Annotated in this window: 22 protein-coding genes; 15 read left to right on the top strand and 7 right to left on the bottom strand. The window is 67.7% G+C overall.

Going from position 1 to position 23,263, the window contains the following annotated elements:
- Nucleotides 1-6: 6 nt before the first annotated feature.
- Entirely contained in the window at nucleotides 7-1,083 is a 1,077-nt protein-coding gene (locus tag I6I07_RS25135) for an ABC transporter ATP-binding protein (RefSeq protein ID WP_006394726.1), read from the bottom strand.
- Between the two features lie 242 nt (nucleotides 1,084-1,325).
- Here I6I07_RS25135 and I6I07_RS25130 point away from each other — a divergent pair, with 242 nt between their 5' ends.
- Together I6I07_RS25130 and serB are read left to right on the top strand one after the other, a co-directional pair.
- Entirely contained in the window at nucleotides 1,326-2,234 is a 909-nt protein-coding gene (locus tag I6I07_RS25130) for a LysR substrate-binding domain-containing protein (RefSeq protein WP_198484172.1), read from the top strand.
- Between the two features lie 14 nt (nucleotides 2,235-2,248).
- Complete coding sequence (serB, locus tag I6I07_RS25125) at nucleotides 2,249-2,974, top strand: phosphoserine phosphatase SerB (protein WP_198484171.1); 726 nt, start codon at nucleotides 2,249-2,251, stop codon at nucleotides 2,972-2,974.
- A 43-nt stretch (nucleotides 2,975-3,017) separates the two neighbouring features.
- Here the strand turns inward: serB and fabV are convergent, their stop codons facing one another.
- On the bottom strand, nucleotides 3,018-4,214 hold the full coding sequence (gene fabV / locus I6I07_RS25120; protein WP_198484170.1) for an enoyl-ACP reductase FabV: 1,197 nt from the start codon (nucleotides 4,212-4,214) through the stop codon (nucleotides 3,018-3,020).
- Nucleotides 4,215-4,329: 115 nt separating this feature from the next.
- Complete coding sequence (locus tag I6I07_RS25115) at nucleotides 4,330-5,265, bottom strand: DMT family transporter (RefSeq protein ID WP_198484169.1); 936 nt, start codon at nucleotides 5,263-5,265, stop codon at nucleotides 4,330-4,332.
- An 87-nt stretch (nucleotides 5,266-5,352) separates the two neighbouring features.
- Here I6I07_RS25115 and I6I07_RS25110 point away from each other — a divergent pair, with 87 nt between their 5' ends.
- From I6I07_RS25110 to I6I07_RS25050, 13 genes are all read left to right on the top strand, one after another.
- Complete coding sequence (locus I6I07_RS25110; protein ID WP_198484168.1) at nucleotides 5,353-6,258, top strand: LysR family transcriptional regulator; 906 nt, start codon at nucleotides 5,353-5,355, stop codon at nucleotides 6,256-6,258.
- Between the two features lie 394 nt (nucleotides 6,259-6,652).
- On the top strand, nucleotides 6,653-7,699 hold the full coding sequence (locus tag I6I07_RS25105) for a TRAP transporter substrate-binding protein (protein WP_198484167.1): 1,047 nt from the start codon (nucleotides 6,653-6,655) through the stop codon (nucleotides 7,697-7,699).
- 81 nt (nucleotides 7,700-7,780) lie between these two features.
- Nucleotides 7,781-8,401: a TRAP transporter small permease subunit gene (locus I6I07_RS25100; RefSeq protein WP_198484166.1), complete on the top strand. Its 621-nt coding sequence runs from the start codon at nucleotides 7,781-7,783 to the stop codon at nucleotides 8,399-8,401.
- The gene (locus I6I07_RS25095) at nucleotides 8,398-9,681 is read left to right on the top strand and encodes a TRAP transporter large permease (protein WP_054487464.1); all 1,284 of its coding nucleotides are present in this window, start codon (nucleotides 8,398-8,400) and stop codon (nucleotides 9,679-9,681) included. The genes I6I07_RS25100 and I6I07_RS25095 overlap by 4 nt, the downstream gene beginning before the upstream one ends.
- Nucleotides 9,682-9,752: 71 nt before the next feature.
- Nucleotides 9,753-10,436, top strand: a complete 684-nt coding sequence (locus I6I07_RS25090) for a DUF2848 domain-containing protein (RefSeq protein ID WP_054431384.1) — start codon at nucleotides 9,753-9,755, stop codon at nucleotides 10,434-10,436.
- A gap of 92 nt (nucleotides 10,437-10,528) precedes the next feature.
- Nucleotides 10,529-11,875, top strand: a complete 1,347-nt coding sequence (locus tag I6I07_RS25085) for an amidase (RefSeq protein ID WP_198484165.1) — start codon at nucleotides 10,529-10,531, stop codon at nucleotides 11,873-11,875.
- 186 nt (nucleotides 11,876-12,061) lie between these two features.
- Complete coding sequence (locus I6I07_RS25080) at nucleotides 12,062-12,973, top strand: LysR family transcriptional regulator (protein WP_006394738.1); 912 nt, start codon at nucleotides 12,062-12,064, stop codon at nucleotides 12,971-12,973.
- Between the two features lie 101 nt (nucleotides 12,974-13,074).
- Nucleotides 13,075-13,881, top strand: coding sequence for a putative hydro-lyase (locus I6I07_RS25075; protein ID WP_198484164.1), 807 nt, complete (start codon nucleotides 13,075-13,077; stop codon nucleotides 13,879-13,881).
- A 295-nt stretch (nucleotides 13,882-14,176) separates the two neighbouring features.
- Nucleotides 14,177-15,427, top strand: coding sequence for an ABC transporter substrate-binding protein (locus I6I07_RS25070; RefSeq protein ID WP_006394740.1), 1,251 nt, complete (start codon nucleotides 14,177-14,179; stop codon nucleotides 15,425-15,427).
- 45 nt (nucleotides 15,428-15,472) lie between these two features.
- A complete protein-coding gene (locus tag I6I07_RS25065; protein WP_054487460.1) occupies nucleotides 15,473-16,324 on the top strand; it encodes a branched-chain amino acid ABC transporter permease in 852 nt (283 codons plus the stop codon).
- Nucleotide 16,325: 1 nt separating this feature from the next.
- Nucleotides 16,326-17,315 (top strand): branched-chain amino acid ABC transporter permease, encoded by a 990-nt coding sequence (locus I6I07_RS25060; RefSeq protein WP_054477404.1) that lies wholly within the window; start codon nucleotides 16,326-16,328, stop codon nucleotides 17,313-17,315.
- On the top strand, nucleotides 17,296-18,018 hold the full coding sequence (locus I6I07_RS25055) for an ABC transporter ATP-binding protein (protein WP_054502654.1): 723 nt from the start codon (nucleotides 17,296-17,298) through the stop codon (nucleotides 18,016-18,018). Before I6I07_RS25060 ends, I6I07_RS25055 begins: the two co-directional genes overlap by 20 nt.
- A gap of 4 nt (nucleotides 18,019-18,022) precedes the next feature.
- Nucleotides 18,023-18,730 carry an ABC transporter ATP-binding protein gene (locus I6I07_RS25050; protein ID WP_054431392.1) on the top strand — a complete coding sequence of 236 codons (708 nt, stop codon included), beginning with the start codon at nucleotides 18,023-18,025 and terminating at the stop codon, nucleotides 18,728-18,730.
- 100 nt (nucleotides 18,731-18,830) lie between these two features.
- On the opposite strand, the gene I6I07_RS25045 is transcribed toward I6I07_RS25050, so the two are convergent.
- From I6I07_RS25045 to I6I07_RS25030, 4 genes are all read right to left on the bottom strand, one after another.
- Nucleotides 18,831-19,898 carry a porin gene (locus tag I6I07_RS25045; protein ID WP_198484163.1) on the bottom strand — a complete coding sequence of 356 codons (1,068 nt, stop codon included), beginning with the start codon at nucleotides 19,896-19,898 and terminating at the stop codon, nucleotides 18,831-18,833.
- A 336-nt stretch (nucleotides 19,899-20,234) separates the two neighbouring features.
- The gene (locus I6I07_RS25040; RefSeq protein WP_198484162.1) at nucleotides 20,235-21,536 is read right to left on the bottom strand and encodes a TRAP transporter large permease; all 1,302 of its coding nucleotides are present in this window, start codon (nucleotides 21,534-21,536) and stop codon (nucleotides 20,235-20,237) included.
- Entirely contained in the window at nucleotides 21,529-22,029 is a 501-nt protein-coding gene (locus I6I07_RS25035; protein ID WP_198484161.1) for a TRAP transporter small permease, read from the bottom strand. The genes I6I07_RS25040 and I6I07_RS25035 overlap by 8 nt, the downstream gene beginning before the upstream one ends.
- Nucleotides 22,030-22,036: 7 nt before the next feature.
- The gene (locus I6I07_RS25030) at nucleotides 22,037-23,011 is read right to left on the bottom strand and encodes a TRAP transporter substrate-binding protein (protein WP_054487454.1); all 975 of its coding nucleotides are present in this window, start codon (nucleotides 23,009-23,011) and stop codon (nucleotides 22,037-22,039) included.
- Between the last annotated feature and the right edge of the window lie 252 nt (nucleotides 23,012-23,263).

Raw genomic sequence — 23,263 nt, 5'->3', positions numbered from 1 at the left:
CGGTCCTCAGGCGTTGACGACGCGGCTGTCGGCGGGAATCAGCACCTGCACGGCCTCGCCGGGCTGGAACTGCGCCACCATGTTGCCCGCGTGCAGTTCCACGCGGATCTCCGAGCCGTCCTGCAGCGCGATGCGGTAGGCGGTCTTGAAGCCCAGGTACTGGCGCCGCAGCACCTTGCCGGGCAGGGTGTTGGGCACGTAGGGCGCGGGCGCCATCAGGGCCAGTTCCTCGGGGCGGGCGATCAGCACCGAGCGGTCGGCCAGCGCGGCGCTGCCGAGCGTGCCGTCAAAGCCCAGTCCGCACAGCTCGTAGCGCACGTGGCCGGCGGGCGCGCCGGCCAGGCCGCCGCGCGCCGGCACCGGGATCACGTTGGCCGAGCCGATGAAGTCGGCCACATAGGCGTTGACCGGGGTGCCGTACAGGTCTTCCGGCGTGCCCAGCTGGGCGATGCTGCCGTGGTCCATGATGGCGATGCGGTCGGACATGGCCAGGGCTTCTTCCTGGTCGTGGGTGACGAACACGGTGGTGATGCCGGCTTCGCGCACCAGGTCGAGGATGACGTCGCGCATCTGCAGGCGCATCTTGGCGTCCAGGTTCGACAGCGGCTCGTCCATCAGCAGCACGCGCGGCCGGATCACCAGGGCGCGCGCCAGGGCCACGCGCTGGCGTTGGCCGCCGCTCATCTGCGCCGGGTAGCGGTCGGCCAGCGCCGCCAGGCCGACCTTGTCGAGCGCCTCGTCGACGCGCCGCTTGATCTCGGCGCGCGCCACGCCGCGCGCGCGCAGGCCGTAGGCGACGTTGTCGAACGCGGTCTTGTCGGGAAACAGCGCGTAGTCCTGGAACACCATGCCGATGTCGCGGCGGTGCGCGGACACGTGCGTGACGTCGTCCTGGTCGAACAGCAGGCGGCCGCCGTCGGGCGCGTAGAAACCGGCGATGCAGCGCAGCAGGGTGGTCTTGCCGCAGCCGCTGGGGCCCAGCAGCGTGTAGAACGCGCCGTCGGGGATGTGCAGCGACAGGTCGCGCAACACCTGCTGGCCGCCGAATGTCTTGATGATGCCGTCTACGGTGATCGATGCCATGAATGGTTCCTACCTGGGATTGTGCGCATCATAGGAAGGCCGCCGCGCCGCCACCAGCGGTGTTTTTTAAGGGCTGGCGTTAGTTTTTCTAAGAGGTCGGCGGCGCCGCAATCCCCTAGAATGCGGCTCATAGCAACGGCGCCGCCCCGCGCGGCGCCGGCAAAAACAGATGACAAGGGAAATCGTGGGAACACGCAGCAAAGCCTTGCGCCAGGGTGGCGCACGGGCGGACGTCGCCTGAGATGGCGGGCCAGAGCCTGCCGCCGCTGAAAGCCTTGCGGGTATTCGAGGCCGCGGCGCGCCTGCGCAGTTTCACCGCGGCGGCCGACGAGCTGAGCATCACGCACAGCGCGGTCAGCCAGCAGATCCGCATCCTGGAGGACTACGTCGGCCAGCCGCTGTTCGCGCGCGAGGCCCGCGGCGTCACGCTGCTGCCGTGCGCGCAAGCGTATTTTCCCGAGGTCCAGGCCAGCCTGGAGCGCATCGCGGCGGCCACCGCCAAGTTGCGCTCGCCCGGTTATGGCGGCGTGCTGCGCGTCAGCGCCACGCCGTCGCTGACGATGAAATGGCTGATTCCGCGGCTGTCGGCCTTCCAGGCGCTGCATCCGGGCATCGATGTGCAGCTCACCACGCAGGGGCGCTCGTTCCTGGACCGCGGCGATGAGGCCGGCAGCGACGTGCAGATCCGGCATGGCTACGTGGCGCACGCCGAGATGGCCTGCGTGCATTGCCTGGATGACTTCCACGTGCCGGTGGCTTCGCCGCGCTTCATCGAGCGCAACCGCCTGGCCACGCCGGCCGACTGCCTGGGGCATCCCCTGCTGAAGGTCGCCGGCGGCATGGACCACTGGCCGCGCTGGTTCGCGCTGGCCAAGGTGGACGTGCCGGCGCAACTGCCCGGCCCGGTGTTCGACCATCAATTCCTGTGCATGCAGGCCGCCATGAACGACCTGGGCATCGCCCTGGCGCCGTGGTGCCTGCTGCAGGACGACCTGCGCGCGGACCGGCTGCGGCCGCTGTTCCTGCAGCCGCGCCTGCCCAACGCTGGCGTCCATGCGCTGTTCCGCCCGGACGCGCCGGCGGCGGCCGCGGCGCGCCATTTCATCGACTGGCTGGGCCGCGAGGCCGGCCATCCGCTACCCGAGCAATAGAACAAGGACTGTCCATGCAAGATTTCCAGAGCGACGCCGGCCTGCACTGGCGCGGCATCGAACCGCCGCTGGCGCTGTCGGACTACAAGGTCATCGCCTTCGACATGGACTCGACCCTGATCGCCATCGAGACGCTGGACGAGATGGCCGACCTGATGGGGAAAAAGGCCGAGGTGGCCGCGCTGACGGAAGCCGCCATGCGCGGCGAGATCGTCGACTACAAGCAGAGCCTGCGGCAGCGCGTGGCGCTGCTGGCCGGCATGCCGGCCGACGCGCTGGACGAGGTCTACGACCGGCGCCTGACGCTCAATCCGGGCGTGGAGACGCTGATCGCGGCCTGCAAGGCCGCCGGGCTGTTCTGCCTGCTGGTGACGGGCGGCTTCACCTGCTTCACCGACCGGCTGCGGGTGCGCCTGGGGCTGGACGACGTGCGCGCCAACGTGCTGGAGATCGTCGATGGGCGGCTGACCGGCCGGCTGCTGCCGCAAGCCTGGGGGGACCTGTGCGACGGCGAGGAAAAGCGCCGCAAGCTGCTGGAAGTGTGCGCGGCGCTGGGCGTGGGGCCGGAGCGCGCCATCGCGGTGGGCGACGGCGCCAACGACCTGCCGATGCTGCGCACGGCCGGCCTGTCGGTGGCGTATCACGCCAAGCCGGCGGTGCGGCGCGAGGCCAGGGTGGCGATTGACCAGGGCGGGCTGGACCAGCTGTTGAAACTGTTCGGCGCCGGCGCGCCGTCCTGAGCCGTGTGGGCCGCGGCGCCGGATCGGCCGCCGCGCACCGGCCTCAGGCGCTGATCAGGCCGGGGATCTTCACGTCCGGATCGACGTCGGCCTCGTAGTCGACGCCGTCGACCTCGAACCCGAACAGGCGCAGGAAATCGCGCTTGTAGCCGGCGAAGTCGGTCAGTTCGTAGAGGTTGTCCTGGGTGACCTGGGGCCACAGCGCCTGCACCTTGGCCTGCACGGCCGGGTCCAGTTCCGGGTAGTCCGCGCGCAGGCGGCCTTCGTCGTCCAGGATCGGCGCCGCGCCGCACAGGCTGTCGCGGTACAGGCCGTAGACCTGCTCGATACAGCCTTCGTGCGTGCCGTGTTCCTTCATGACCTTGAACAGCAGCGACAGGTACAGCGGCATCATCGGGATCGCCGAGCTGGCCTGCGTCACGACCGCCTTCAGCACCGACACGCGGGCGTCGCCGCCGCGCGCGGCCAGCTTGGCGCGGATGTCCAGCACCTTCTGGTCCAGGTCTTTCTTGGCGGCGCCGATCGAGCCGTTCCAGTAGATGTCGTGGGTGATCTTCTCGCCCAGGTAGGTGAAGGCGGTGGTGGTGGCGCCCTCGGCCAGCACGCCGGCCTCGAGCAGGGCGTCGATCCACATCTGCCAGTCCTCGCCGCCCATGACCGCCACCGTGGCGTCGATCTCTTCCTGGGTGGCCGGTTCCAGCACCGATTCCTTGATGACTTCCTTGTCGGTATCCAGGCCGCGCAGCGTGACCGCCTGGCCGACCGGTTTGAGGGTCGAGTTGAACACCGCGCCGCTGACCGGATGGGTGCGGCGCGGCGCGGCCAGGCTGTAGATCACCTGGTCGACCTGGCCCAGGTCCTGCCTGATGGCGGCGATGGTCCGGGCCTTGATGGCGTCGGAGAAAGCGTCGCCGTTGATGCTCTTGGCGTACAGGCCCTCGGCGCTGGCGAACTTGTCGAAGGCGGCGCTGTTGTACCAGCCCGGGGTGCCGGCCTTGGCGGCGTCGCCAGGGCGCTCGAAGAACACGCCCAGGGTCTGGGCGCCACAGCCGAAGGCGGCGCTGATGCGGGCCGCCAGGCCATAGCCGGTGGACGCGCCGATCACCAGCACGCGTTTCGGCCCCCCCGCGATCGGGCCCTGGGCGCGGACGTAGTCGATCTGCTGCTTGACGTTGGCCTCGCAGCCGACGGGATGGGTGGTGACGCAGATGAAGCCGCGCACGCGGGGTTTGATGATCATGGAGACCTCGTTCTGGAAATGCCGGGAGGGTGCCGCGCGCAGGCGGGAGACGCCCGGCATTGTACGGGAGCCCGCGCGCCGGCCGCCGGGCAGAGCGGCCTTGCCGTGACGCGGATCAGGCCGCGGCGGTTACCCGGGAGCGGCCGCGGCGCCATTCCACCAGGCCGATGCCGATGCCGCTGGCGCAGATGATGGCGATGCCGAGCCAGGTCAGGGGATCGGGGAAGTGGTCCCACACCAGCCAGCCGACCGTGGTGGCGCTGATGATCTGCAGGTAGATGAAGGGCGCCAGCGTCGAGGCCGGCGCGCGGCGGTAGGCGGCGATCTGGAACAGGTGGCCCAGGCCGCCGGTGACGCCCGTGGAGATCAGCAGCGTCCAGTCCAGCGGCGTCAGCGCCTGCAGCACCGGCAGGGCGGGCGGCAGGATGAAGGGCAGGGCCAGCGTCAGGCAGCCGGTGCCGACCGCGCCGCTCCAGATCAGCGAGGTGAACGGATCGTCGCCGGCCACGCGGCGCGTGGCGATGAACTGGGCGGCGAAGCAACAGGCCGTCAGCAGGCCGAAAATGGTGCCGACCGGATGCAGGCCGCCGCCCGGCCGGATGACGATGATGACGCCGATGAAGGCGATGCCGGCGGCGACGAAGCGCGACATGCGCGCCGGTTCCTTCAGGATCCACGGCGCCAGCGACAGCACCAGCAACGGCGCCAGGAAGTTGATGGCGGTGGCCTCGGCCTGGGGGATGTAGCTGAGCGTGGTGAAGAACATCAGCGTGGCCAGGAACATCGAGCCGCCGCGCAGGAGCTGTTCGCGCGGTTTGTTGCTGCGCAGGATGCCGACGCCCCGGGTCGGCAGCACCAGCGCCAGCACCAGCACCAGGTGCACGGCATAGCGGAACCACGACAGCACCAGCAGCGGCACCCCGGCGTTCATGACCCATTTGCCGCTGGCGTCCAGGCAGGACAGCGTCCACATCGATAGCACCAGCAACACGATCCCGACGAGCGGGCCGCTGGCGGCGGGACGCGGGCGACCGGTATCGGCCGGGGACATGGACAGGCTCCTTGTGCGCTAGGGGGCCGTGGGCGGGGCCACGGGGCGGCTGACATGATACGCTCATCGCGGCAGGGGGAAAGGTTCATGATCGAACTACGCAATATAGAAACGTTTTTCTGGGTCGCCACGCTGGGCAGCTTTCGCGCCGCGTCCGACAAACTCAACACCACGCAGCCGGCGGTCTCGCAACGCATCGCCTCGCTCGAGGCCGACCTGGGCGTGCGCCTGTTCGAGCGCGACGCGCGCGGCGTCAAGCTCACCGCCAAGGGCCATGAACTGCTGTCGCACGCCGAGCGCATGCTGCAGGTGCGGCGCGACATGTTCGAGGCCGCGCGCGAGCAGAACGTGATGACCGGCACGGTGCGCATCGGCGTGGCCGAGACCATCGTGCAGACCTGGCTGCCGACGCTGATCGAACTGGTGCACGCCTCGTATCCGGCGCTGGTGCTGGAGATCGAGGTCGACACCACGCACGTGCTGCGCTCGCACCTCATGGCGCGGCAGATCGACCTGGCCTTCCTGATGGGGCCGGTGCTGGAGGCGCGGGTCGAGAACCTGCCGCTGTGCACCTATCCGCTGGCCTGGGTCGCCAGTCCCTTGCTGGACCTGGGGCCCGAGCCGCTGACGCTGGAGCGCATCGCGCGGCTGCCGATCGTGACCTATCCGTCCAACAGCGCGCCGTACCGCGTGGTGCGCGACATGCTGACGCGCGCCGGCGTCGTCTCGCCGCGCATGTACGGCAGCGCCTCGATGTCGATGGTGGTGCGGATGACGCAGGACTGCATCGGCACCAGCGTCATCGCGCCGGTGTTCCTGGGCAAGGAGCTGGCGCGCGGCGAACTGCGCATCCTGCGGGTCGACGCGGATCCGCTACCCGAGCTGAGCTTCACCGCCACCTGGGTGCAGGGGCCCGACAGCCACGCGGTGCGGTTGATCGCGCAGATGGCGCAGAAGGTCGCGGCGCAGGCCGGCGACGGCGTGCCTGCTTAGTACGGCAATGCCGCGTCCGGCGCGCGCCGGCGCGGCCGATCCAACCTAGGTGTTTTCCCCAGCAGCGCGTGCGCGGTCGCGTCGCGGCGGCCGTGCGCGCGCCGGCCGCGCGTTGTCGCGATTGCCCGCCAGGCCGCATGGTTGCTGGCTTTGTGGCCGGTGGCGGGTTCCGCCGCCATGAGACCCAAGAAATATTTATACCCCCACATCGCAACTTACGATTGGACGCTGGACGCCCCTGACGCTGCAATGGCGGCACATCAAGAAGATTGCCTGCTTCGACAGGCTCCGGGGGAAATCGTTTGCTCCTCTGACGTACCGATTCTTATCCGCGCGCTCAAGGTAACGGGGACCCGCGCGCGCAGACCATCCCGCCAGCCAGGAGTTTTCGTCCATGAAGAAGTCGCTCGCTCTCGCCGCCGTCGCCGCCAGCCTGTTGGCCGGCGCCGCCCAGGCGCAAGACCTGCCCAAGACCCACCTGAAGGTGGTCGGCGGCCTGTCCAACCTGACCGCCTACAACGATTACGAAAAGCCGTTCTGGACCAAGACCATTCCGGAAGCGTCCAAGGGCCAGGTCACGGCGGACATCAAGGGTTTCAATGAAATGGGCCTGAAGGGCCCGGAACTGCTGCGCCTGATGTCCACTGGCGTGGTCGAGTTCGGCACCGCCACGCTGTCGTACTTCGCCAGCGACAACCCGATCAACGAAGCCATCGACCTGGCCGGCCTGGCGCCGGACGTGAAGACGGCGCGCGAGGTGACCAACGCCTTCGAGCCGGTCTATGCGCGCCTGTACGGCGAGGGCAGCAACGTCAAGCTGCTGGGCATCTCCACCTATCCGGCGCAGGTGCTGTTCTGCAACGCCGAGATCAAGGGCCTGGCCGACCTCAAGGGCAAGAAGGTCCGCACCAGCAGCCGCACCACCGCTGAATTCGTGGAAGCGCTGGGCGGCTCCAGCGTCACCATGGCGTTCGGCGAAGTGGTGCCGGCGCTGCAGAACAAGGTGGTCGATTGCGCCATCACCGGTTCGCTGTCGGGCTACTCGGCCAAGTGGTACGAAGTCTCGACCCACCTGGTGGCGCTGCCGATCAACTGGAACCAGCAGATCCACGCCGTCAACCAGAAGGCCTGGGACAAGCTCGATCCCAACGTGCGCACCTTGCTGCAGGCCAACGTCAAGACGCTGGTCGACAACATCTGGGACGCCGCGGCGCGCCAGACCCAGGAAGGCTACGACTGCAACACCGGCGCGGCCGCGTGCCCGTTCCCCGTCAAGGGCAAGATGGTGCTGGTGCAGCCCTCGGACGCCGACCGCGAACTGGTCAAGAAGGTAGCGCAGGAAGCCGTGGTGCCCAAGTGGGCCGCGCGTTGCTCGGCGCAGTGCGTCAAGGACTTCAACGCCACCATCGGCAAGACGCTCGGCCTGACCGCCAGCAAGTAAGCAAGCGCGAAGGCGCGCCGCCGGCGATGGCGGCGCGCCCGCGATCCCTCATCGAGGCCGGTCCGGCCCTATAGGTTTCCCATGACCCGATCTGAACAATTCCGCCTGCTGGGCGGGCTGCTGCGGCGCGCCGAGACGTTCTCGCGCGCGGCGGTGTGGGCTGGCGGCGCGTTGACCGTCGCCAGCGTATTGCTGATTTCCTTCGACGTGCTGGCGCGCAAGTTCCTCGGCTTCAACACCGGCGGCGCCGACGAGCTGTCGAGCTACGCGTTCGCCATCAGCACTTCGTGGGCGTTGGCGTTCGCCACGCTGCAACGCGCCAACGTGCGGGTGGACGTGGTGTACCAGTACCTGCCGGTGCGCGTGTCCGCGCTGCTGGACTGGCTGTCCATGGTGGCCATGGCCGTCTTCATGGTGTACCTGACCTATTACGCATTTGAAGTGGTGCAGATGTCGTGGACACAGAAGTCCGCGGCCAACACGCCGCTGGCCACGCCGCTGTGGATCCCGCAGGGCCTGTGGATGCTGGGCCTGGTGTGGATGTGCATCACCGTGGCGCTGATGCTGGCGCGCGCTTCGGCCGCGCTGGTGACGGGCGACATCGAGCTGGTCAAGGAAATCTGCGGCGTGCGCTCGGCGCAGGAAGAAGCCGACGAAGAAGCCGCCGCCGGCGAGCGCATGGTCAAGGGAGCCACGGCATGATCGCAACCGCCCTGACCCTGTTGCTGGTCCTGATCGGTCTGTCCATCCCCGTGGGCGCCGCCCTGGGAGTGCTGGGCCTGATGCTGGATCCGCTGTTCTCCATGCTGCCGCTGTCGCGCGCGATCGGCGAAGTCTCGTGGAGCACCAACAACGAATTCCTGCTGGTCGCCATTCCGCTCTTCATCATGCTGGGCGAAGTGCTGCTGCGGGCCGGTTTCGCCGAACGCATGTACGGCGCCATGAGCCTGTGGCTGTCGTGGCTGCCGGGCGGCCTGATGCACGCCAACATCGGCGCCTCGACGCTGTTCTCGGCCACTTCCGGCTCCAGCGTGGCCACCGCCGCGACTGTGGGCACGGTGGCGATCCCGCAGATCCGCAAGTACGGCTACAACGAGCCGCTGTTCCTGGGCAGCCTGGCCGCCGGCGGCACGCTCGGCATCCTGATTCCGCCGTCGATCAACCTGGTGATCTATGGCGTGCTGACCAATTCGTCGGTGCCCAAGCTCTACCTGGCCGGCATCATCCCCGGCCTGGTGATGGCCGGGCTGTTCATGGTGACCGTGGCAATCGCCTGCCTGGCCAAGCCGGCCTGGGGCGGCAAGAAGATCCACGCCAGCTGGGGCGAGCGCTTCGCCAGCCTGGTGCACCTGGCGCCGCCGCTGGGCATCTTCCTGCTGGTGGTGGGCTCGATCTATGCCGGCCTGGCCACGCCGACCGAGGCCGCCGCGCTGGGCGTGCTGGGCGCGTTGCTGCTGGCCGCCTGGTTCCGCCGCCTGAGCTGGGCCATGCTGCGCGAAGTCATGGAAGGCACGATGCGGTCGACCGCCATGATCATGCTGATCGTGGTGGCTGCCAGCTTCCTGAACTTCGTGCTGTCTGCGACCGGCCTGACCGACGCGCTGACGCGCTCGATCACCGGGCTGGGGCTGTCGCCGGGCTGGATGCTGCTGATCCTGATCGTGTTCTACCTGGTGCTGGGCTGCTTCATGGAGACCCTGTCGATGATGATCACGACCATCCCGATCGTGGCGCCGGTGATGATCGCGCTGGGCTACGACCCGATCTGGCTGGGCATCATCATCATCATCCTGGTCGAGGCCGCGCTGATCACGCCGCCGGTGGGGCTGAACCTGTTCGTGGTGCAGAGTCTGCGCAAGAGCGGCTCGATGAGCGCCGTGATCGTCGGCAGCCTGCCGTTCGTGCTGGCGATGTTCGTGATGCTGGCGCTGCTGTCGTGGTGGCCCGACATGGCCTTGTGGCTGCCGCGGGTGTTCGGCTAGCCCCTGTCTCCCTTCGGGCGTGGCCGCGTCGCCGCGCCCATTCCTCCCCGTTTTCCTCCGCAGGACTTTTCATGAAAGCCGTATTCCAGATCGAAGCCGATTCCCCCCGCCAGGTCGAGGTGGACTTCAACACCCTCATCGTGGCCGGCTGGGCCGGGCGCGACATCGCCGCCATCGAGCACCATATCGAGGAGCTGGCCGCCATCGGCGTGCCGCGTCCCACCAGCGTGCCGCTGTACTACCGCATCGCCGACAACCAGCTGACCCAGGCCGAACAGGTGCAGGCGGTGGGCGGCGATTCGTCCGGCGAGGTCGAGACCTTCGTGTTCGCGGCCGACGGCGAGATGTACGTCAGCATCGCGTCCGACCACACCGACCGCAAGCTGGAGACGGTCAGCGTGGCCATGTCCAAGCAGGTCTGCGTCAAGCCGGTGGCGACGACGGCCTGGCGCCTGGCCGACGTGGCCGGTTACTGGGACGAGCTGGTGATCCGTTCGTACATCGTCGAGAACGGCGCCGAGGTGCTGTACCAGGAGGGCCCGTTGGCCTCGCTGCGCACGCCGCAGGACCTGATCGCCGGCTACACCGGCGGCGCCGCGACGCTGCCCGAAGGCGCCGGCATGACCTGCGGCACCGTCGGCGCCATCGGCGGCATCCGCCCGTCGGCCGAATTCACCATGGAACTGTTCGATCCGCGCCGCCAACGCAGCCTGCGCCACCGGTATCATGTCGAGATCCTGCCGGTGGTGGCCTGACGCCCGGCAGGCGCCCTGATTGCCATGACGCGCCCCGGCGGGGCGCGCCGGTCCAACACTTTTCATGCCGCCCCGCGGCCCCCTGGAACCGTATGCTTTCGACCCTGAATGACCTGACCGCCGCCCTGAACGACGGCCGCACCACTTCCGTTGAACTGACCGAGGCCGCCCTGGCGCGCGCCGCCGATCCGGCCGGCGAGGGCGCCCGCGCCTTCACCCGCCTGTACGCCGAGTCGGCGCTGGCCCAGGCGCGCGCCTCGGACACGCTGCGCGCCGCCGGCATCGTGCGCTCGGCCATCGAGGGCCTGCCGATCAGCATCAAGGACCTGTTCGACATCGAGGGCGAGACCACCATGGCCGGCTCGGTGGCGCGCGAGGGCGAACCCGCGGCCGACGCCAACGCCGAAGTGGTGCAGCGCCTGATCGCCGCCGGCGCGGTCATCATCGGCCGCACCAACATGACCGAATTCGCCTATTCGGGCCTGGGCATCAACCCGCATTACGGCACCCCGCTGAACCCCTGGGACCGCGCCACCGGCCGCATCCCCGGCGGTTCGTCGTCGGGCGCCGCGGTCTCGGTGAGCGACGGCATGGCGGTGGCCGCCATCGGCTCGGACACCGGCGGCTCGGTGCGCATCCCGGCCGCGCTGTGCGGCCTGACCGGCTTCAAGCCCAGCGCCTGGCGCGTGTCGATGGAAGGCGTGCTGCCGCTGTCGGCCAACCTGGACTCCATCGGCCCCATCGCCGCCAGCGTGCGCTGCTGCGCCGAGCTGGACGCCATCCTGTCGGGCGAGGGCGGCCCGGTGCCCGAGGCACTGCCGCTGCGCGGCCTGCGCCTGGCGGTGCCCAAGACGCTGGCGCTGGACGCCATGGACAAGCACGTGTCCGACACCTTCGCGCGCACCGTGGCGCGGCTGGTCGAGGCCGGCGCCCTGGTCGACGAGATCGCCATTCCCGAATTCGCTGAACTGGCCGGCATCAACGCCAAGGGCGGCTTCACCGCCGCCGAGGCCTGGGCCTGGCACCGCGACCTGATCGCCCGCGCCGGCAAGCGCTACGATCCGCGCGTGGTGTCGCGCATCATGCGCGGCAAGGACATGGGCGCCGCCGACTACCTGGACCTGCTGGACGCGCGCGAAGCCTGGGTCGCCGCCGTCGATCGCCGCATCGCCGGCTACGACGCGCTGATCCTGCCGACCACGCCGATCGTGGCGCCGGCCGTGGCCGACCTGACGGCCTCGGATGAAGCCTATTACGCCGCCAACGGCCTGATTCTGCGCAATCCCACCCTGATCAACTTCCTCGATGGCTGCGCGCTGTCGCTGCCTTGCCAAGCCGCCGGCAGCGCGCCGGTCGGCCTGATGATCGCCGGCAGCAACGGCGCCGACCGCCGCATCCTGGCCATCGGCCTGGCGGTCGAGGAACTGCTCGCGGGCTGAACCCGCGCCGGAGCCGCGCTCTGTCGCGGCCCGCGGCCGCCCACCGTCCGCCCGTGGCCGGCAAGGGGCGGCCGTCCCGGCGCCGCGCGGGCGGGCAGGGCGGTGTTTTCCGCCATACCGGAACCGTCCCCCTGACGCTAACATCCAGGCTGGACATGCCGCGCAACGGGGCAGGATACGGGCGCCATGATAGATCTGCGCAATATCGAGACGTTTTTCTGGGTGGCCACGCTGGGCGGTTTCCGCGCCGCGGCCGAGAAGCTCAACGCCACCCAGCCGGCGATTTCCCAGCGCATCGCGTCGCTGGAATCGGACCTGGGCATCCGCCTGTTCGACCGCGACGTGCGCGGCATCAAGCTGACCGGCAAGGGCCAGGAGCTGCTGTCGCATGCCGAGCGCATGCTGCAGTTGCGCCGCGACATGCAGGAAGCGGCGCGCGCCAAGAGCGTGATGAGCGGCACCCTGCGGTTGGGCGTGTCCGAGACCATCGTGCACACCTGGCTGCCGACCCTGATGGAGTACCTGCACGACACCTATCCGGCGCTGATGGTCGAGATCCAGGTGGACACCACCACGGTGCTCAAGACCCAGCTGGCCTCGCGCCAGATCGACCTGGCGTTCCTGCTGGGACCGATGGAAGAGCCGCGCATCGAAAACCTGTACCTGTGCAATTACCCGCTCAGCTGGGTCGCCAGCCCCAAGCTGAAGGTGGGGCGCCAGCCCATCAGCCTGAAGCGGCTGGGGGAATGGCCGGTCATCACCTATTCGTCCACCACCGATCCGCACCGCGCGGTGCGGCAGCTGTTGCAGCAGGCGGGCGTGGACGCGCCGCGCATGTACGGCAGCTCGGCGCTGAGCGTGATCGTGCGCATGGCGCTCGATGGCATCGGCACCGCCGTGATCGCGCCGGTGATCCTGCGCAAGGAGCTGACCCAGGGCGAGCTGCGGGTGCTGGACGTCAAGGCGCCGGCGCTGCCGCCGCTGCACTACACCGCCTGCTGGATGCAGGGGCCCGACAGCCAGGTGCCGCGCACCGTGGCCGAGGCCGCCCAGCACATCGCGCGTGAAGAAGCGCTGCGCCATCCGGCAAAACCCTGATAAGGAATTCTGATCGGGGTCTATCGCAACATGTGATTAGACGCGGGCCCCGAGTTCCTGTGCAATGTCTCCATACCAACACTGGCTTCAGGGGAATGGACATGGCATTGGATTCGGCGGCCCGCAACAGCGTGGAACTGGCGCGCCGCGCAAGGCTCGACGCCCGCAGCGGCAAACTGACCGGCCCCACGGCCAACCTGGCTCCCGGCCACGTGCAGGCCAACCTGGCGATCCTGCCGCGCGCGCTGGCGGCGGATTTCCTGCATTTCTGCCAGCGCAACCCCAAGCCGTGCCCGCTGCTGGCCATGTCCGAACCGGGCGATCCGTCCTTGCCGGACCTGGGCCAGGACATCGACATCCGCACCGACATCCCGCGCTACCGCGTCTGGCAGAACGGCGAGCTGGTGGCCGAGCCGACCGACGTGCGCGACGTGTGGCGCGATGACCTGGTGTCGTTCCTGATCGGCTGCTCGTTCTCGTTCGAGGAAGCCATGCTGGACAACGGCCTGCCGGTGCGCCACATCGAGCAGGGCTGCAACGTGCCGATGTACCGCACCAATATCCCGACCCACGCCGCCGGCGTCTTCGGCGGCCCGCTGGTGGTGTCGATGCGGCCCTTGAAGGCCGCCGACGCCATCCGCGCCATCCAGGTGACGTCGCGTTTTCCCTCGGTGCACGGCGCGCCGGTGCATATCGGCGACCCGGCGTTGATCGGGATTGCCGATATCGACCGGCCGGATTATGGTGACGCCGTGGAGATCCGCGCCGGCGAGATGCCGGTGTTCTGGGCCTGCGGGGTGACGCCGCAGTCGGTGGTGGCGACGGTGCGCCCCGATTTCTGCATCACCCACGCGCCCGGGCACATGCTGGTCACCGACCTGGTCAACAGCCGCATGGCCATCCTGTAGGCCACGCTTCGATTCTCAGTCAACCGTCAGCGGAAAACCGCTAGAAATCACAGTCTTTACGTAGTCGCAGCACCGTTACAAAGCGTCCGCAGCCGGACGCGTCAGCAGCTTTGGTTTTGCCTCCAGAAAGATCCATGACAGGACAAGGGGAAAAGGCGACAAAAGTTCAAGATCCACCGCCCGCCGGACTAGCGACGGGCGGCGGGTCGCCGCAGGCCCGGATTTCCCGGGCCCGGGGCCGTGCGCCCCGCGTTTTGCATTGCTTTCACAGTGGAATTTCTCCAGGAGTCAGGTAATGAAGATGAAGCTCATTGCGGGTGTCGCCGCGAGTCTGGCGCTGTTGGCCGCCGCGCCGACGCAGGCGCAGGTCAAGACCGTGAAGATCGGCGCGATCTATCCCCTGTCCGGCGCGCTGGCGTCCACCGGCGCCGAGATCAAGGCCGCGGTGGAACTGGCCGTGGATATCGTCAATAACCCGCATCCCGAGCTCGAAGGGATCCCGCTGGCCGCGGGCGCCGGGTTGCCGGCGCTGGGCGGCGCCAAGATCGAGGTCGTGTTCGGCGATTCGCAGGGCAAGCCCGAAGTGGGCCTGGCCGACGCGCAGCGCCTGATCGACCAGGAAAAGGTGGTGGCCCTGACCGGCGCCTACCAGTCGGCCGTCACCAAGACCGCCAGCCGCATCGCCGAGCAGCGCGGCATTCCCTACCTGAACGGCGAATCCAGCAGCCCGGACCTGACCGAGCGCGGCTACAAGTGGTTCTTCCGCACCTCGCCCAACGACGACACCTTCGTCGAGAACATGATGCAGTTCCTGGACGGCGTGAAGGGCACGCCGACCGCCAAGATCGCGGTGGTCTACGAGAACACCGACTTCGGCGTCAACACCTACAAGGCGGTCGAGAAGTTCGCCAAGCAGTACAAGCGCGAGGTGGTGGCCAACATCGCCTATAGCGCCGGCTCGGCCTCGGTGACGGCCGAAGTGCAGAAGCTGGCTGCGGCCAAGCCCGACGTGGCGATCTTCGCCAGCTACACCTCGGACGCCATGCTGTTCGTGCGCACCATGCGCGAAAGCAAGTACGCGCCGCCGGTGCTGCTGGCCAACGACGCCGGCTTCATCGACTCGCGCTTCGTGCAGGAAGTGGGCCCGCAGGTGCAGGGCGTGCTGACGCGCGACGTGTGGGGCAACGACGTGGCCGCCGCCAAGGCCGGCCTGAAGAAGATCAACGACATGTACAAGGCCAAGACCGGCAAGGACCTGAACGGCAACAACGCCCGTTCGATGCAGGGCGTGCTGGTGCTGGCGGACGCCATCAATCGCGCCGGTTCCACCGATCCGGAAGCGATCCGCAAGGCGCTGGCGGCCACCGACCTGGGCGAGTCGCAAGTGGCCATGCCCTGGGCCGGCGTGAAGTTCGATGACAAGGGCCAGAACACCAAGGGTTCCGGCCTGATCCTGGAACTGAAGGGCTCGTCCTACCAGACGGTCTGGCCGGAAAAGTACCGCACCGACAAAACGCTGCCCACGCTGCCGTTCTCCTGGAAGTAATCATCAGCCGTGGCGGGCCGCGGGGGCCCGCCACAGGAGCACTCCATGTTTGAAGCTCTCTCGGCAGGCCTGTTCAACGGCCTGATCTATGCCGCGGTGGCTGTGGGGCTGGCGCTGATCTGGGGCATCACCGACGTCATCAACTTCGCCCATGGCGAATTCCTGATGCTCGGCATGTATGCCGCCTATTGGCTCTACACCCTGGGTCATATCGACCCCACGCTGTCGGCCCCCCTGGTCGCCATCGTGCTCGCCTTCGTCGGTTTCCTCACTTATGCGCTGATCATCAAGCGCCTGCAGAAAGGTCCCGCCATGGCGGTGATCCTGGCCACCTTCGGCCTGGGCCTGGTGCTGCGGCAACTGGCGTTCATCGCCTTCAGCCCGGACTACCGCAGCCTGCCCGACACCCTGGTGTCCGGCAGCGTCACGGTGGCCGGCATTTCGCTGGGCCGTCCGCAGGTGGTGACCGGCCTGATCGCGCTGGTGGTGGTGGCCGCGCTGTTCGTGCTGGTGTACCGCACGCGCTGGGGCCATGCGCTGCAGGCGGTGGCCGAAGACCGCCAGGTGGCGGCGCTGGTCGGCATTTCGCCGGACCGCGTCAACGCCCAGGTCTGGATGCTGGGCAGCGCCGCGGTCGGCCTGGCCGGCGCGCTGCTGACCACGTTCTTCTACGTGTTCCCCTCGGTGGGCACGGTGTTCGGCCTGCTGGCCTTCGTGGCGGTCTGCATGGGCGGCTTCGGCTCGCTGCCGGGCGCCTTCATCGCCGGCATCCTGATCGGGATCATCGAGGCCATGACGGGCTACTTCGTGGCGCCCGCGCTGAAGACGGTCAGCGTCTTCATCCTCTTCATCCTGGTTCTCTGGTATCGGCCGCGCGGCCTGTTCGGGCGGTGGTGACATGACGACGACACAGAAAAAGGACGGCGCGGCCTCGGGCGTGCCGAAATGGCCGGTGGCCGTGGCCCTGGCGGCGGCGGTGCTGCTGGCGCTGGTGCCGCTGGTGGTGACCGATTCGTTCACCCTGCAGGTGCTGCTGCTGGCCATCATGTTCGGCGCGCTGGGCGCGTGCTGGAACTTGGTGGGCGGCTTTCTCGGCCGCATCTCGTTCGGCCACGCCGTGTTCGTGGGCGTGGGCGGCTACACCACCTTGCTGCTGCTGCATCACCTGAAGCTGACGCCGCTGCTCGGCATTCCGCTGGGGGGCCTGATCAGCGCGGCGCTGGCCTGGCTGGTGGGCGGGCCGACGCTGCGCCTGTCCGGTCATTATTTCGCCATGGCCACCATCGCGCTGCTGCAGATCGGCTTGCTGCTGATGATCAACTGGGACTGGGCCGGCGGCGCCGTCGGGCTGGAGGCGCCGATCGGCGACGCCGCCTGGATGCTGCTGTTCCGCAGCAAGGTGCCGTACTACTGGATCGCGGTGGGGCTGGCGTTCCTGACCTTCTGCGCCACGTATTTCCTGGTGCATTCCAAGACCGGCTTCTACTGGCGCGCCATCAACGGCGACGAAGCCGCCTCGCGCAGCCTGGGCGTGCCGGCGGACCGCTACAAGATGCTGGCGTTCGTGATGTCGGCCGGCATGACCGGGGTGTGGGGCGGTTTCTTCGCCATGTACGTGGGCTTCATCGATCCGGAGTCCATGTTCAGCCTGACGATGTCGGTGCAGGTGGTGCTGGTGGCCATCCTGGGTGGCGTCGGCACGCTGGTCGGCCCGTGGCTGGGCGCGGCGGTGCTGTTGCCGCTGTCGGAAGGCACGCGGGTGCTGTGGGGCAGTTCGGGCCTGGGCCTGGACCTGCTGATTTTCGGGTTGGCGATCCTGCTCGTCACCTTGTTCCTGCCAGGCGGTCTGGTGACATTGAGGAGGCGCCGTGGCTCTGCTCGACGTTAAGAACCTGACCAAGCGCTTCGGCGGCCTGGTCGCCAACAAGGACATTTCGCTGTCGGTCGAGGCGGGCGAGATCGTCGCCATCATCGGCCCCAACGGCGCGGGCAAGAGCACGCTGTTCAACGGCCTGGTGGGCCATCACGAGCCGACCTCGGGCACGGTGGCGTTCGCCGGCGAATCCATGATCGGCCGGCGGCCGGAGCAGGTCGCGGCCATGGGCCTGGTGCGCACCTACCAGATCCCGCGCAGCTTCGGCCAGATGACGGTGCTGGAGAACGCCATGGTCGGCGCGCTGCTGCGCCATCCGCGCCTGCCGGACGCGCGCCGCGCCTCGGCGCGGGTGCTGGAGCTGGTGGGGCTGGCCGATCGCGCCGACACGCTGGCGGCCGAATTGAACGTGGCGGGGCAGAAGCGGGTCGAGCTGGCGCGCGCGCTGGCGACCGAGCCGCGTATGCTGCTGCTGGACGAAGTGGCCGGCGGCCTCAATCCGGCCGAGGCCATCGCGCTTGCCGAGATCCTGCGCGGCATCCACGCCGCCGGGGTCACGCTGATCATCGTCGAGCATGTGCTGGAGGTGGTGATGCGGCTGGCGCAACGGGTGCTGGTGTTGAACTTTGGCCAGATGATCGCGGAAGGGGCGCCCCAGGACATCGTGCGCCATCCCGCCGTGATCGAGGCTTATCTGGGGAGGAAGCACCGTGCCTGATGTGATGTTGAAGGTCGACAACCTGAGCGTGGCCTACGGCGGCGTGCAGGCCGTGCGCGACGTATCGCTGGAAGTGCGCCAGGGGGAAATCGCCGCGCTGCTGGGCGCCAACGGCGCCGGCAAATCCAGCACGCTGCTGGCCATCATCGGTTCGGTCAAGCCCAGGGAAGGCCGGGTCGTCTTCGAAGGGCGCGACATCACGGGAACGCCGCCGGACCAGCTGGTCAAGCAGGGCATCGCCATGATTCCGGAGGGCGCGCGCGTGTTCGCGCGCCAGCCGGTCGAGCAGAACCTGCGGCTGGGGGCGTACACCGTGCGCGACGAACGCGTCTACCAGGAGCGGCTGGACAAGGTCTATGCGCTGTTTCCGCGCCTGAAAGAGCGCCGGGAGCAGCTCGCCGGCACCATGTCCGGCGGCGAACGGCAGATGCTGGCGATCGGCCGCGCCCTGATGAGCGGGCCGCGGCTGCTGTTGATCGACGAGCCCAGCCTGGGCCTGTCGCCGCTGCTGGTCGAGCAGGTGTTCGACGCCCTGGCCGCGCTGAACCGCGACGACGGCCTGTCGGTGCTGCTGGTCGAGCAGAACATGACGCAGGCGCTGGAAGTGGCATCGCGCGCCTATGTGATGCAGAGCGCCCGCATCGCGCTGTCGGGTGATGCGGCCGAACTGGCGGCGTCGGACGAGGTGCGCAAGGCGTATCTCGGGATGTAGCCCGCAGGCCGGTGTCCGCCGGCCGCAAAGAAAAAGCCCGTCGCGCGAGCGACGGGCTTTTTGATATGCGGCCGGGGGCGGGCCGTAAGTCGCGAAGGACTTAGAAGATGTGGCGCATGCCGACGCCGGCGCCGATCTGGCTGGTGCGGCCGGCGATTTCGCCGGTCGCGGCGTCGCGGACCTTGTTGTAGTCCACGGTGCCGTACACCTGGGTACGCTTGGACAGCGAGTACTCGGCCACGGCCACCAGGGCGTAGCGCTTGCCCTTGTCGCCGTCCACGACCACGTTCTTGCTCTGGTCGTAGTAGGCGGCGCCGGTGAGGGCCCAGCGCGGGGTGGCCTGCCAGGTCACGCCGGCGAAGTAGCCGTTGTCCTTGCGGTCGAGTTGGGCGGTGGTGGTGCCGCCCATGATCATGTTGACCCAGCCGGTCTGGTCGCGGCCGTTGAAGTAGCCGGCGAACACCTTGGCGCTATCGAACTGGTACGAGGCGCTCAGGTTCCACACCTGCTGGCGCAGGTCGGAGTTGTCGCCCTGGTACGTCTTCATGAACGCGCCGCCCAGGCCGAGCTGGCCGACGGTGTAGCGCAGGCTGATGCCCATTTGCTGGCCAGCCTTCTTGTCGTCCCAACGGTCACCGTTGGCCCACGACGCGATCACGGCCAGGTCGCCGATCGTGTTCGAGTAGCGCACGGTGTTGTTGTTGCGCACGCGGCCCATGGCGGCGGGCAGCCACGAGTTCTCGTTGTAGTTACCGACGGTCAACGGATCGAAGTAGTCCGCCATCAGGTCCTGGATCACCGTGTTCTGCAGGCCCAGGGTCAGCGCGCCGATCTTGCCACCGTCAAGGCCGACGTAGGCCAGGCGGTTGAAGGTCTTCTTGCTGTCGGAGGAATTCCCGTTCTGCACGTTGAAGCCTTGCTCCAGGCGGAAGAAGGCGCGGTTGCCGTCGCCCAGGTCTTCCGAGCCGCGCAGGCCCCAGCGGCTGTTGGAGATGGCGCCGTTTTCCATCGAGATGCGGCTGCCGTCCACGCCGGTCGAGCCGGAGCTGGTGTTGACGTAGCGCATGCTGACGTCGGCGATGCCGTACAGGGTCACACTGGTTTCCGCCGAAGCGGCGCCGGCCAGGCCGAGACCTGCGACAGCGAGCGAGAGGGTGATGCGTTTCACGAAGGCTTCTCCTAATGTTTCTGTTCTTTGCGTACGCCGGGCTTGTGACTCGACGGGATGCGCCTGGCGGTTCGCCCGGAGCGGGGCCGCTGCACCGACGCCAGGGGTTGGCGCGGGTCCGGAGCGTTGGCCCTGGTTGCGTTCGTGCGCCATCTTGGTGCGCACTGGAACGCCAGGGGATTCTAAAAAAGTTACGGCTTGTGTAGTGCGTTTATCTTTTTCGCGTTTTCCCTGGGTTTACAGAATGGCAAAAAAGGCGATTGTTGGAACAATCAAAAGATTGTTCCAAAAAAAACCCCGTTGCGAGAACGGGGTTTTCGGGACGCGCTCATGCCATCACAGTGTCATGTGCAGCGGCAGCCATGTGGCGATGCCGGGCACCAGGTACAGCAGCAGCACGGCCAGGATCATCAGGAAGAACATCGGCAGCGACGCGCGCGCGATGTAGGGCAGTTCGCGTCCGCTCATGCCGGACAGCACGAACAGATTGAAGCCCACCGGCGGCGTGATCTGTGCCATTTCCACAACGAAAACGATGAAGATGCCGAACCAGATCAGGTCGATGCCGGCGGCCTGCACCGTCGGCAGCAGCACGCCCATGGTCAGCACCACGATCGAGATGCCATCCAGGAAGCAGCCCAGGATGATGAAGAACACCATCAGCGCCATGATCAGCCAGAACTGCGACAGGCCCAGTCCGCCGATCCACTCGGCCAGCGCCCGCGGCAGGCCGATGTAGCCCATCGCCAGCGTCAGGAACTGCGCACCCGCCAGGATCAGCGCGATCATGCAGTACAGCCGGGTGGCGCCCAGCAGCGACTGCATGAAAGCACTGCGGCTCAGCGACCCTTGCAGCGCCGACAGGATCAGCGCGCCGACCACCCCCACCGCGGCGGCCTCGGTCGCCGTGGCGATGCCGGTGTAGATCGAGCCCAGTACCGCGCCGATCAGCAGCATCACCGGGATCAGGTGGCGCGAACGCGACAGCTTTTCCCGGAACGTCAGGCCGGGGTCGGCGGCGGGCACCTCACCCGGGTTGCGGATCGCCCACCAGGCGATGTAGCCCATGAACAACAGCGCCAGCAGGATGCCCGGCACGATGCCCGCGATGAACAGCTTGGCGATCGACACGTCCGCCGCCACGCCATAGACGATCATGATGATCGACGGCGGGATCAGCAGCCCCAGCGTGCCGGCGCCCGACAGCGTGCCCAGGATCTTGGCCTCGGGGTAGCCGCGGCGCGTCAGTTCGGGAATGGTCATCTTGCCGACGGTGGCGCAGGTGGCCGCCGACGAGCCCGACACCGCCGCGAAGATGGCGCAGCCGATCACGTTGGTGTGCAGCAGCCGGCCGGGCAGCCGGTTGAGCCACGGCGCCAGGCCCTTGAACAGGTCCTCCGACAAACGCGTGCGGAACAGGATCTCGCCCATCCACAGGAACAGGGGCAGGGCGGTCAGCGTCCAGCTCGACGAGGCGCCCCAGATCGTGACGGCCATGGCGTCGCCGGCCGGCCGGCTGGAGAAGATCTCCATGCCGATCCAGGCGGTGCCCGCCAGCGTCAGGCCGACCCAGACGCCGCATCCCAGGAACGCGAAGATCGAGACGACCAGCAGGGTAATGACGAGAAGTTCATTCATGGGTTTGCTGCGAGGTGGCGGCGGCCAGGCCGCGAGAACGGCGAACCAGCTCATCGAGCAGGGCGACCAGGAACAGGACCGTGCCCAGGGCCATGCTGAGCTGCGGAATCCACAGCGGCGTGGCGTCGTTGGACGTGGAGATGTCGTTGAACTGCCAGGAGTCGTACGTGAGCTTGACGCTGAAGAAGGCGAAGGCGGCGGCCATCAGGCAGCCGATCCCGAGCGCGAAGATATCCAGGCGGCGGCTGCCGGCCGGCGACAACGCGTTCAAGACCAGCGTCACGCGGATGTGCTCGCCATGCTTGAAGGTGCTGGCCAGCGCCAGGAAACCGGCCGCGGCCATGAAATACCCGGCATAGGCGTCGGTGCCGGGAATGTTCAGGCCGAGCTGGCGCGCGACGATCGCGGCCAGCACCGCCACCAATACACCGATTGTGCACAGGCCGGCCAGCAGGCCGGCCGCGCCGTAAAGTCCATCCAGAAAGCGGCGCATGGTCGTATCACTGCTTCCGGTAGGCGTCGATCATGGCCTGGCCGTCGGCGCCGGCCTTCTTGAGCCAGTCATCCAGCATGCGCTTGCCGATCACCGACAGGCCTTCCTTGAGCTCGACCGTGGGCTTGATCGTCTCCATGCCGTTCTTGGCCAGCTCTTCCTGGTACCACTTGTTCTTTTCCTGCGACAGCTTCCAGCCGCGTTCCTCGGCCTGCGCGCCGGCCTTCTTCAGCGCTTCCTGGGTGGCCGGGTCGAGCGCGTCGAACGCTTTCTTGTTGACGATCACGGCGTTCTTGGGCAGCCAGGCCTGGGTGTCGTAGAACTTCTTGATGTACTCGTAGGTCTTGGTGTCGTAGCCGGTGGAGGCCGACGACATGTACGAGTCGATCACGCCGGTGGCCAGGGCCTGCGACAGTTCGGCCTGCTGCACCGTCACCGGCTGGGCGCCGACCAGTTCGGCGATCTTGGCGGTCACCGGGCTGTAGGCGCGCCACTTCAGGCCCTTCATGTCGCTGATCTGCTTGATGTCCTTGTTGGCGAAAATGCCCTGGGGCGGCCAGGCCACCGCGTAAAGCAGCGTCATGCCATGCGAATTCAGCTTCTTTTCCAGGAACGGCTTCTGCGCCTGGTACAGCTTGAACGAGGCGTCGTAGCCGGTGGCCAGGAAGGGCAGGCCGTCCAGTTCGTAGATCGGGTCTTCGTTGGCGAAGTTGGTCAGCAGGATCTCGCCGATCTGGGCCTGGTTGCCTTGCACCGCGCGCTTGATCTCGGGCGCCTTGTACAGCGAGGCGTTGTTGTGCAGCGTGATCTTGAGCTTGCCTTCCGACAGCGTGTCGACGTCCTTGATGAAGGTGGTCAGGTTTTCGACGTGGAAGTTGCTGGCGGGGTAGGCGCTGGGCAGGTCCCACTTGGTCTGGGCCTGGGCACCGGCGCTGAATGCCACGATAAGGCTGCCGGTCAACAGCGAGAGCTTCTTGAACATGATGGTCCTTCTTTGCGAATGATGAGTGCGGGGCGGGGCCCGAAAGGCATTGCGAAAAAAGAGCGTGGCGCAACATGACGCACAGCTGAAAAGCCGTGCCATTCTATGTTGCCTGCTGGTCACAAAGTTCCTGTAAATGCGCGTTTACGGGTAATTCCTAGGCCGCGCCGCCACGATGCTTGAAGATTGAAATGTTGCGTCGGCGGCGCATCGCCGCGTGGTTTTTCTTCTAAGATCTCGTCATCGCAGTCG

This window comes from Achromobacter deleyi (assembly GCF_016127315.1).
Classification (GTDB): Bacteria; Pseudomonadota; Gammaproteobacteria; order Burkholderiales; family Burkholderiaceae_B; genus Achromobacter; species Achromobacter insuavis_A.
The sequence above is the reverse complement of the archived record's forward strand: the minus strand, read 5'-3'. Positions and strand labels throughout refer to the sequence as shown.

What these genes read in the sequence shown, in the direction of transcription:
- I6I07_RS25135 (WP_006394726.1), bottom strand. Translation starts at nt 1,083, where the DNA reads ATGGCATCGATCACCGTAGACGGCATCATCAAGACATTCGGCGGCCAG.
- I6I07_RS25130 (WP_198484172.1), top strand. Translation starts at nt 1,326, where the DNA reads ATGGCGGGCCAGAGCCTGCCGCCGCTGAAAGCCTTGCGGGTATTCGAG.
- serB (WP_198484171.1), top strand. Translation starts at nt 2,249, where the DNA reads ATGCAAGATTTCCAGAGCGACGCCGGCCTGCACTGGCGCGGCATCGAA.
- fabV (WP_198484170.1), bottom strand. Translation starts at nt 4,214, where the DNA reads ATGATCATCAAACCCCGCGTGCGCGGCTTCATCTGCGTCACCACCCAT.
- I6I07_RS25115 (WP_198484169.1), bottom strand. Translation starts at nt 5,265, where the DNA reads ATGTCCCCGGCCGATACCGGTCGCCCGCGTCCCGCCGCCAGCGGCCCG.
- I6I07_RS25110 (WP_198484168.1), top strand. Translation starts at nt 5,353, where the DNA reads ATGATCGAACTACGCAATATAGAAACGTTTTTCTGGGTCGCCACGCTG.
- I6I07_RS25105 (WP_198484167.1), top strand. Translation starts at nt 6,653, where the DNA reads ATGAAGAAGTCGCTCGCTCTCGCCGCCGTCGCCGCCAGCCTGTTGGCC.
- I6I07_RS25100 (WP_198484166.1), top strand. Translation starts at nt 7,781, where the DNA reads ATGACCCGATCTGAACAATTCCGCCTGCTGGGCGGGCTGCTGCGGCGC.
- I6I07_RS25095 (WP_054487464.1), top strand. Translation starts at nt 8,398, where the DNA reads ATGATCGCAACCGCCCTGACCCTGTTGCTGGTCCTGATCGGTCTGTCC.
- I6I07_RS25090 (WP_054431384.1), top strand. Translation starts at nt 9,753, where the DNA reads ATGAAAGCCGTATTCCAGATCGAAGCCGATTCCCCCCGCCAGGTCGAG.
- I6I07_RS25085 (WP_198484165.1), top strand. Translation starts at nt 10,529, where the DNA reads ATGCTTTCGACCCTGAATGACCTGACCGCCGCCCTGAACGACGGCCGC.
- I6I07_RS25080 (WP_006394738.1), top strand. Translation starts at nt 12,062, where the DNA reads ATGATAGATCTGCGCAATATCGAGACGTTTTTCTGGGTGGCCACGCTG.
- I6I07_RS25075 (WP_198484164.1), top strand. Translation starts at nt 13,075, where the DNA reads ATGGCATTGGATTCGGCGGCCCGCAACAGCGTGGAACTGGCGCGCCGC.
- I6I07_RS25070 (WP_006394740.1), top strand. Translation starts at nt 14,177, where the DNA reads ATGAAGATGAAGCTCATTGCGGGTGTCGCCGCGAGTCTGGCGCTGTTG.
- I6I07_RS25065 (WP_054487460.1), top strand. Translation starts at nt 15,473, where the DNA reads ATGTTTGAAGCTCTCTCGGCAGGCCTGTTCAACGGCCTGATCTATGCC.
- I6I07_RS25060 (WP_054477404.1), top strand. Translation starts at nt 16,326, where the DNA reads ATGACGACGACACAGAAAAAGGACGGCGCGGCCTCGGGCGTGCCGAAA.
- I6I07_RS25050 (WP_054431392.1), top strand. Translation starts at nt 18,023, where the DNA reads ATGTTGAAGGTCGACAACCTGAGCGTGGCCTACGGCGGCGTGCAGGCC.
- I6I07_RS25040 (WP_198484162.1), bottom strand. Translation starts at nt 21,536, where the DNA reads ATGAATGAACTTCTCGTCATTACCCTGCTGGTCGTCTCGATCTTCGCG.
- I6I07_RS25035 (WP_198484161.1), bottom strand. Translation starts at nt 22,029, where the DNA reads ATGCGCCGCTTTCTGGATGGACTTTACGGCGCGGCCGGCCTGCTGGCC.
- I6I07_RS25030 (WP_054487454.1), bottom strand. Translation starts at nt 23,011, where the DNA reads ATGTTCAAGAAGCTCTCGCTGTTGACCGGCAGCCTTATCGTGGCATTC.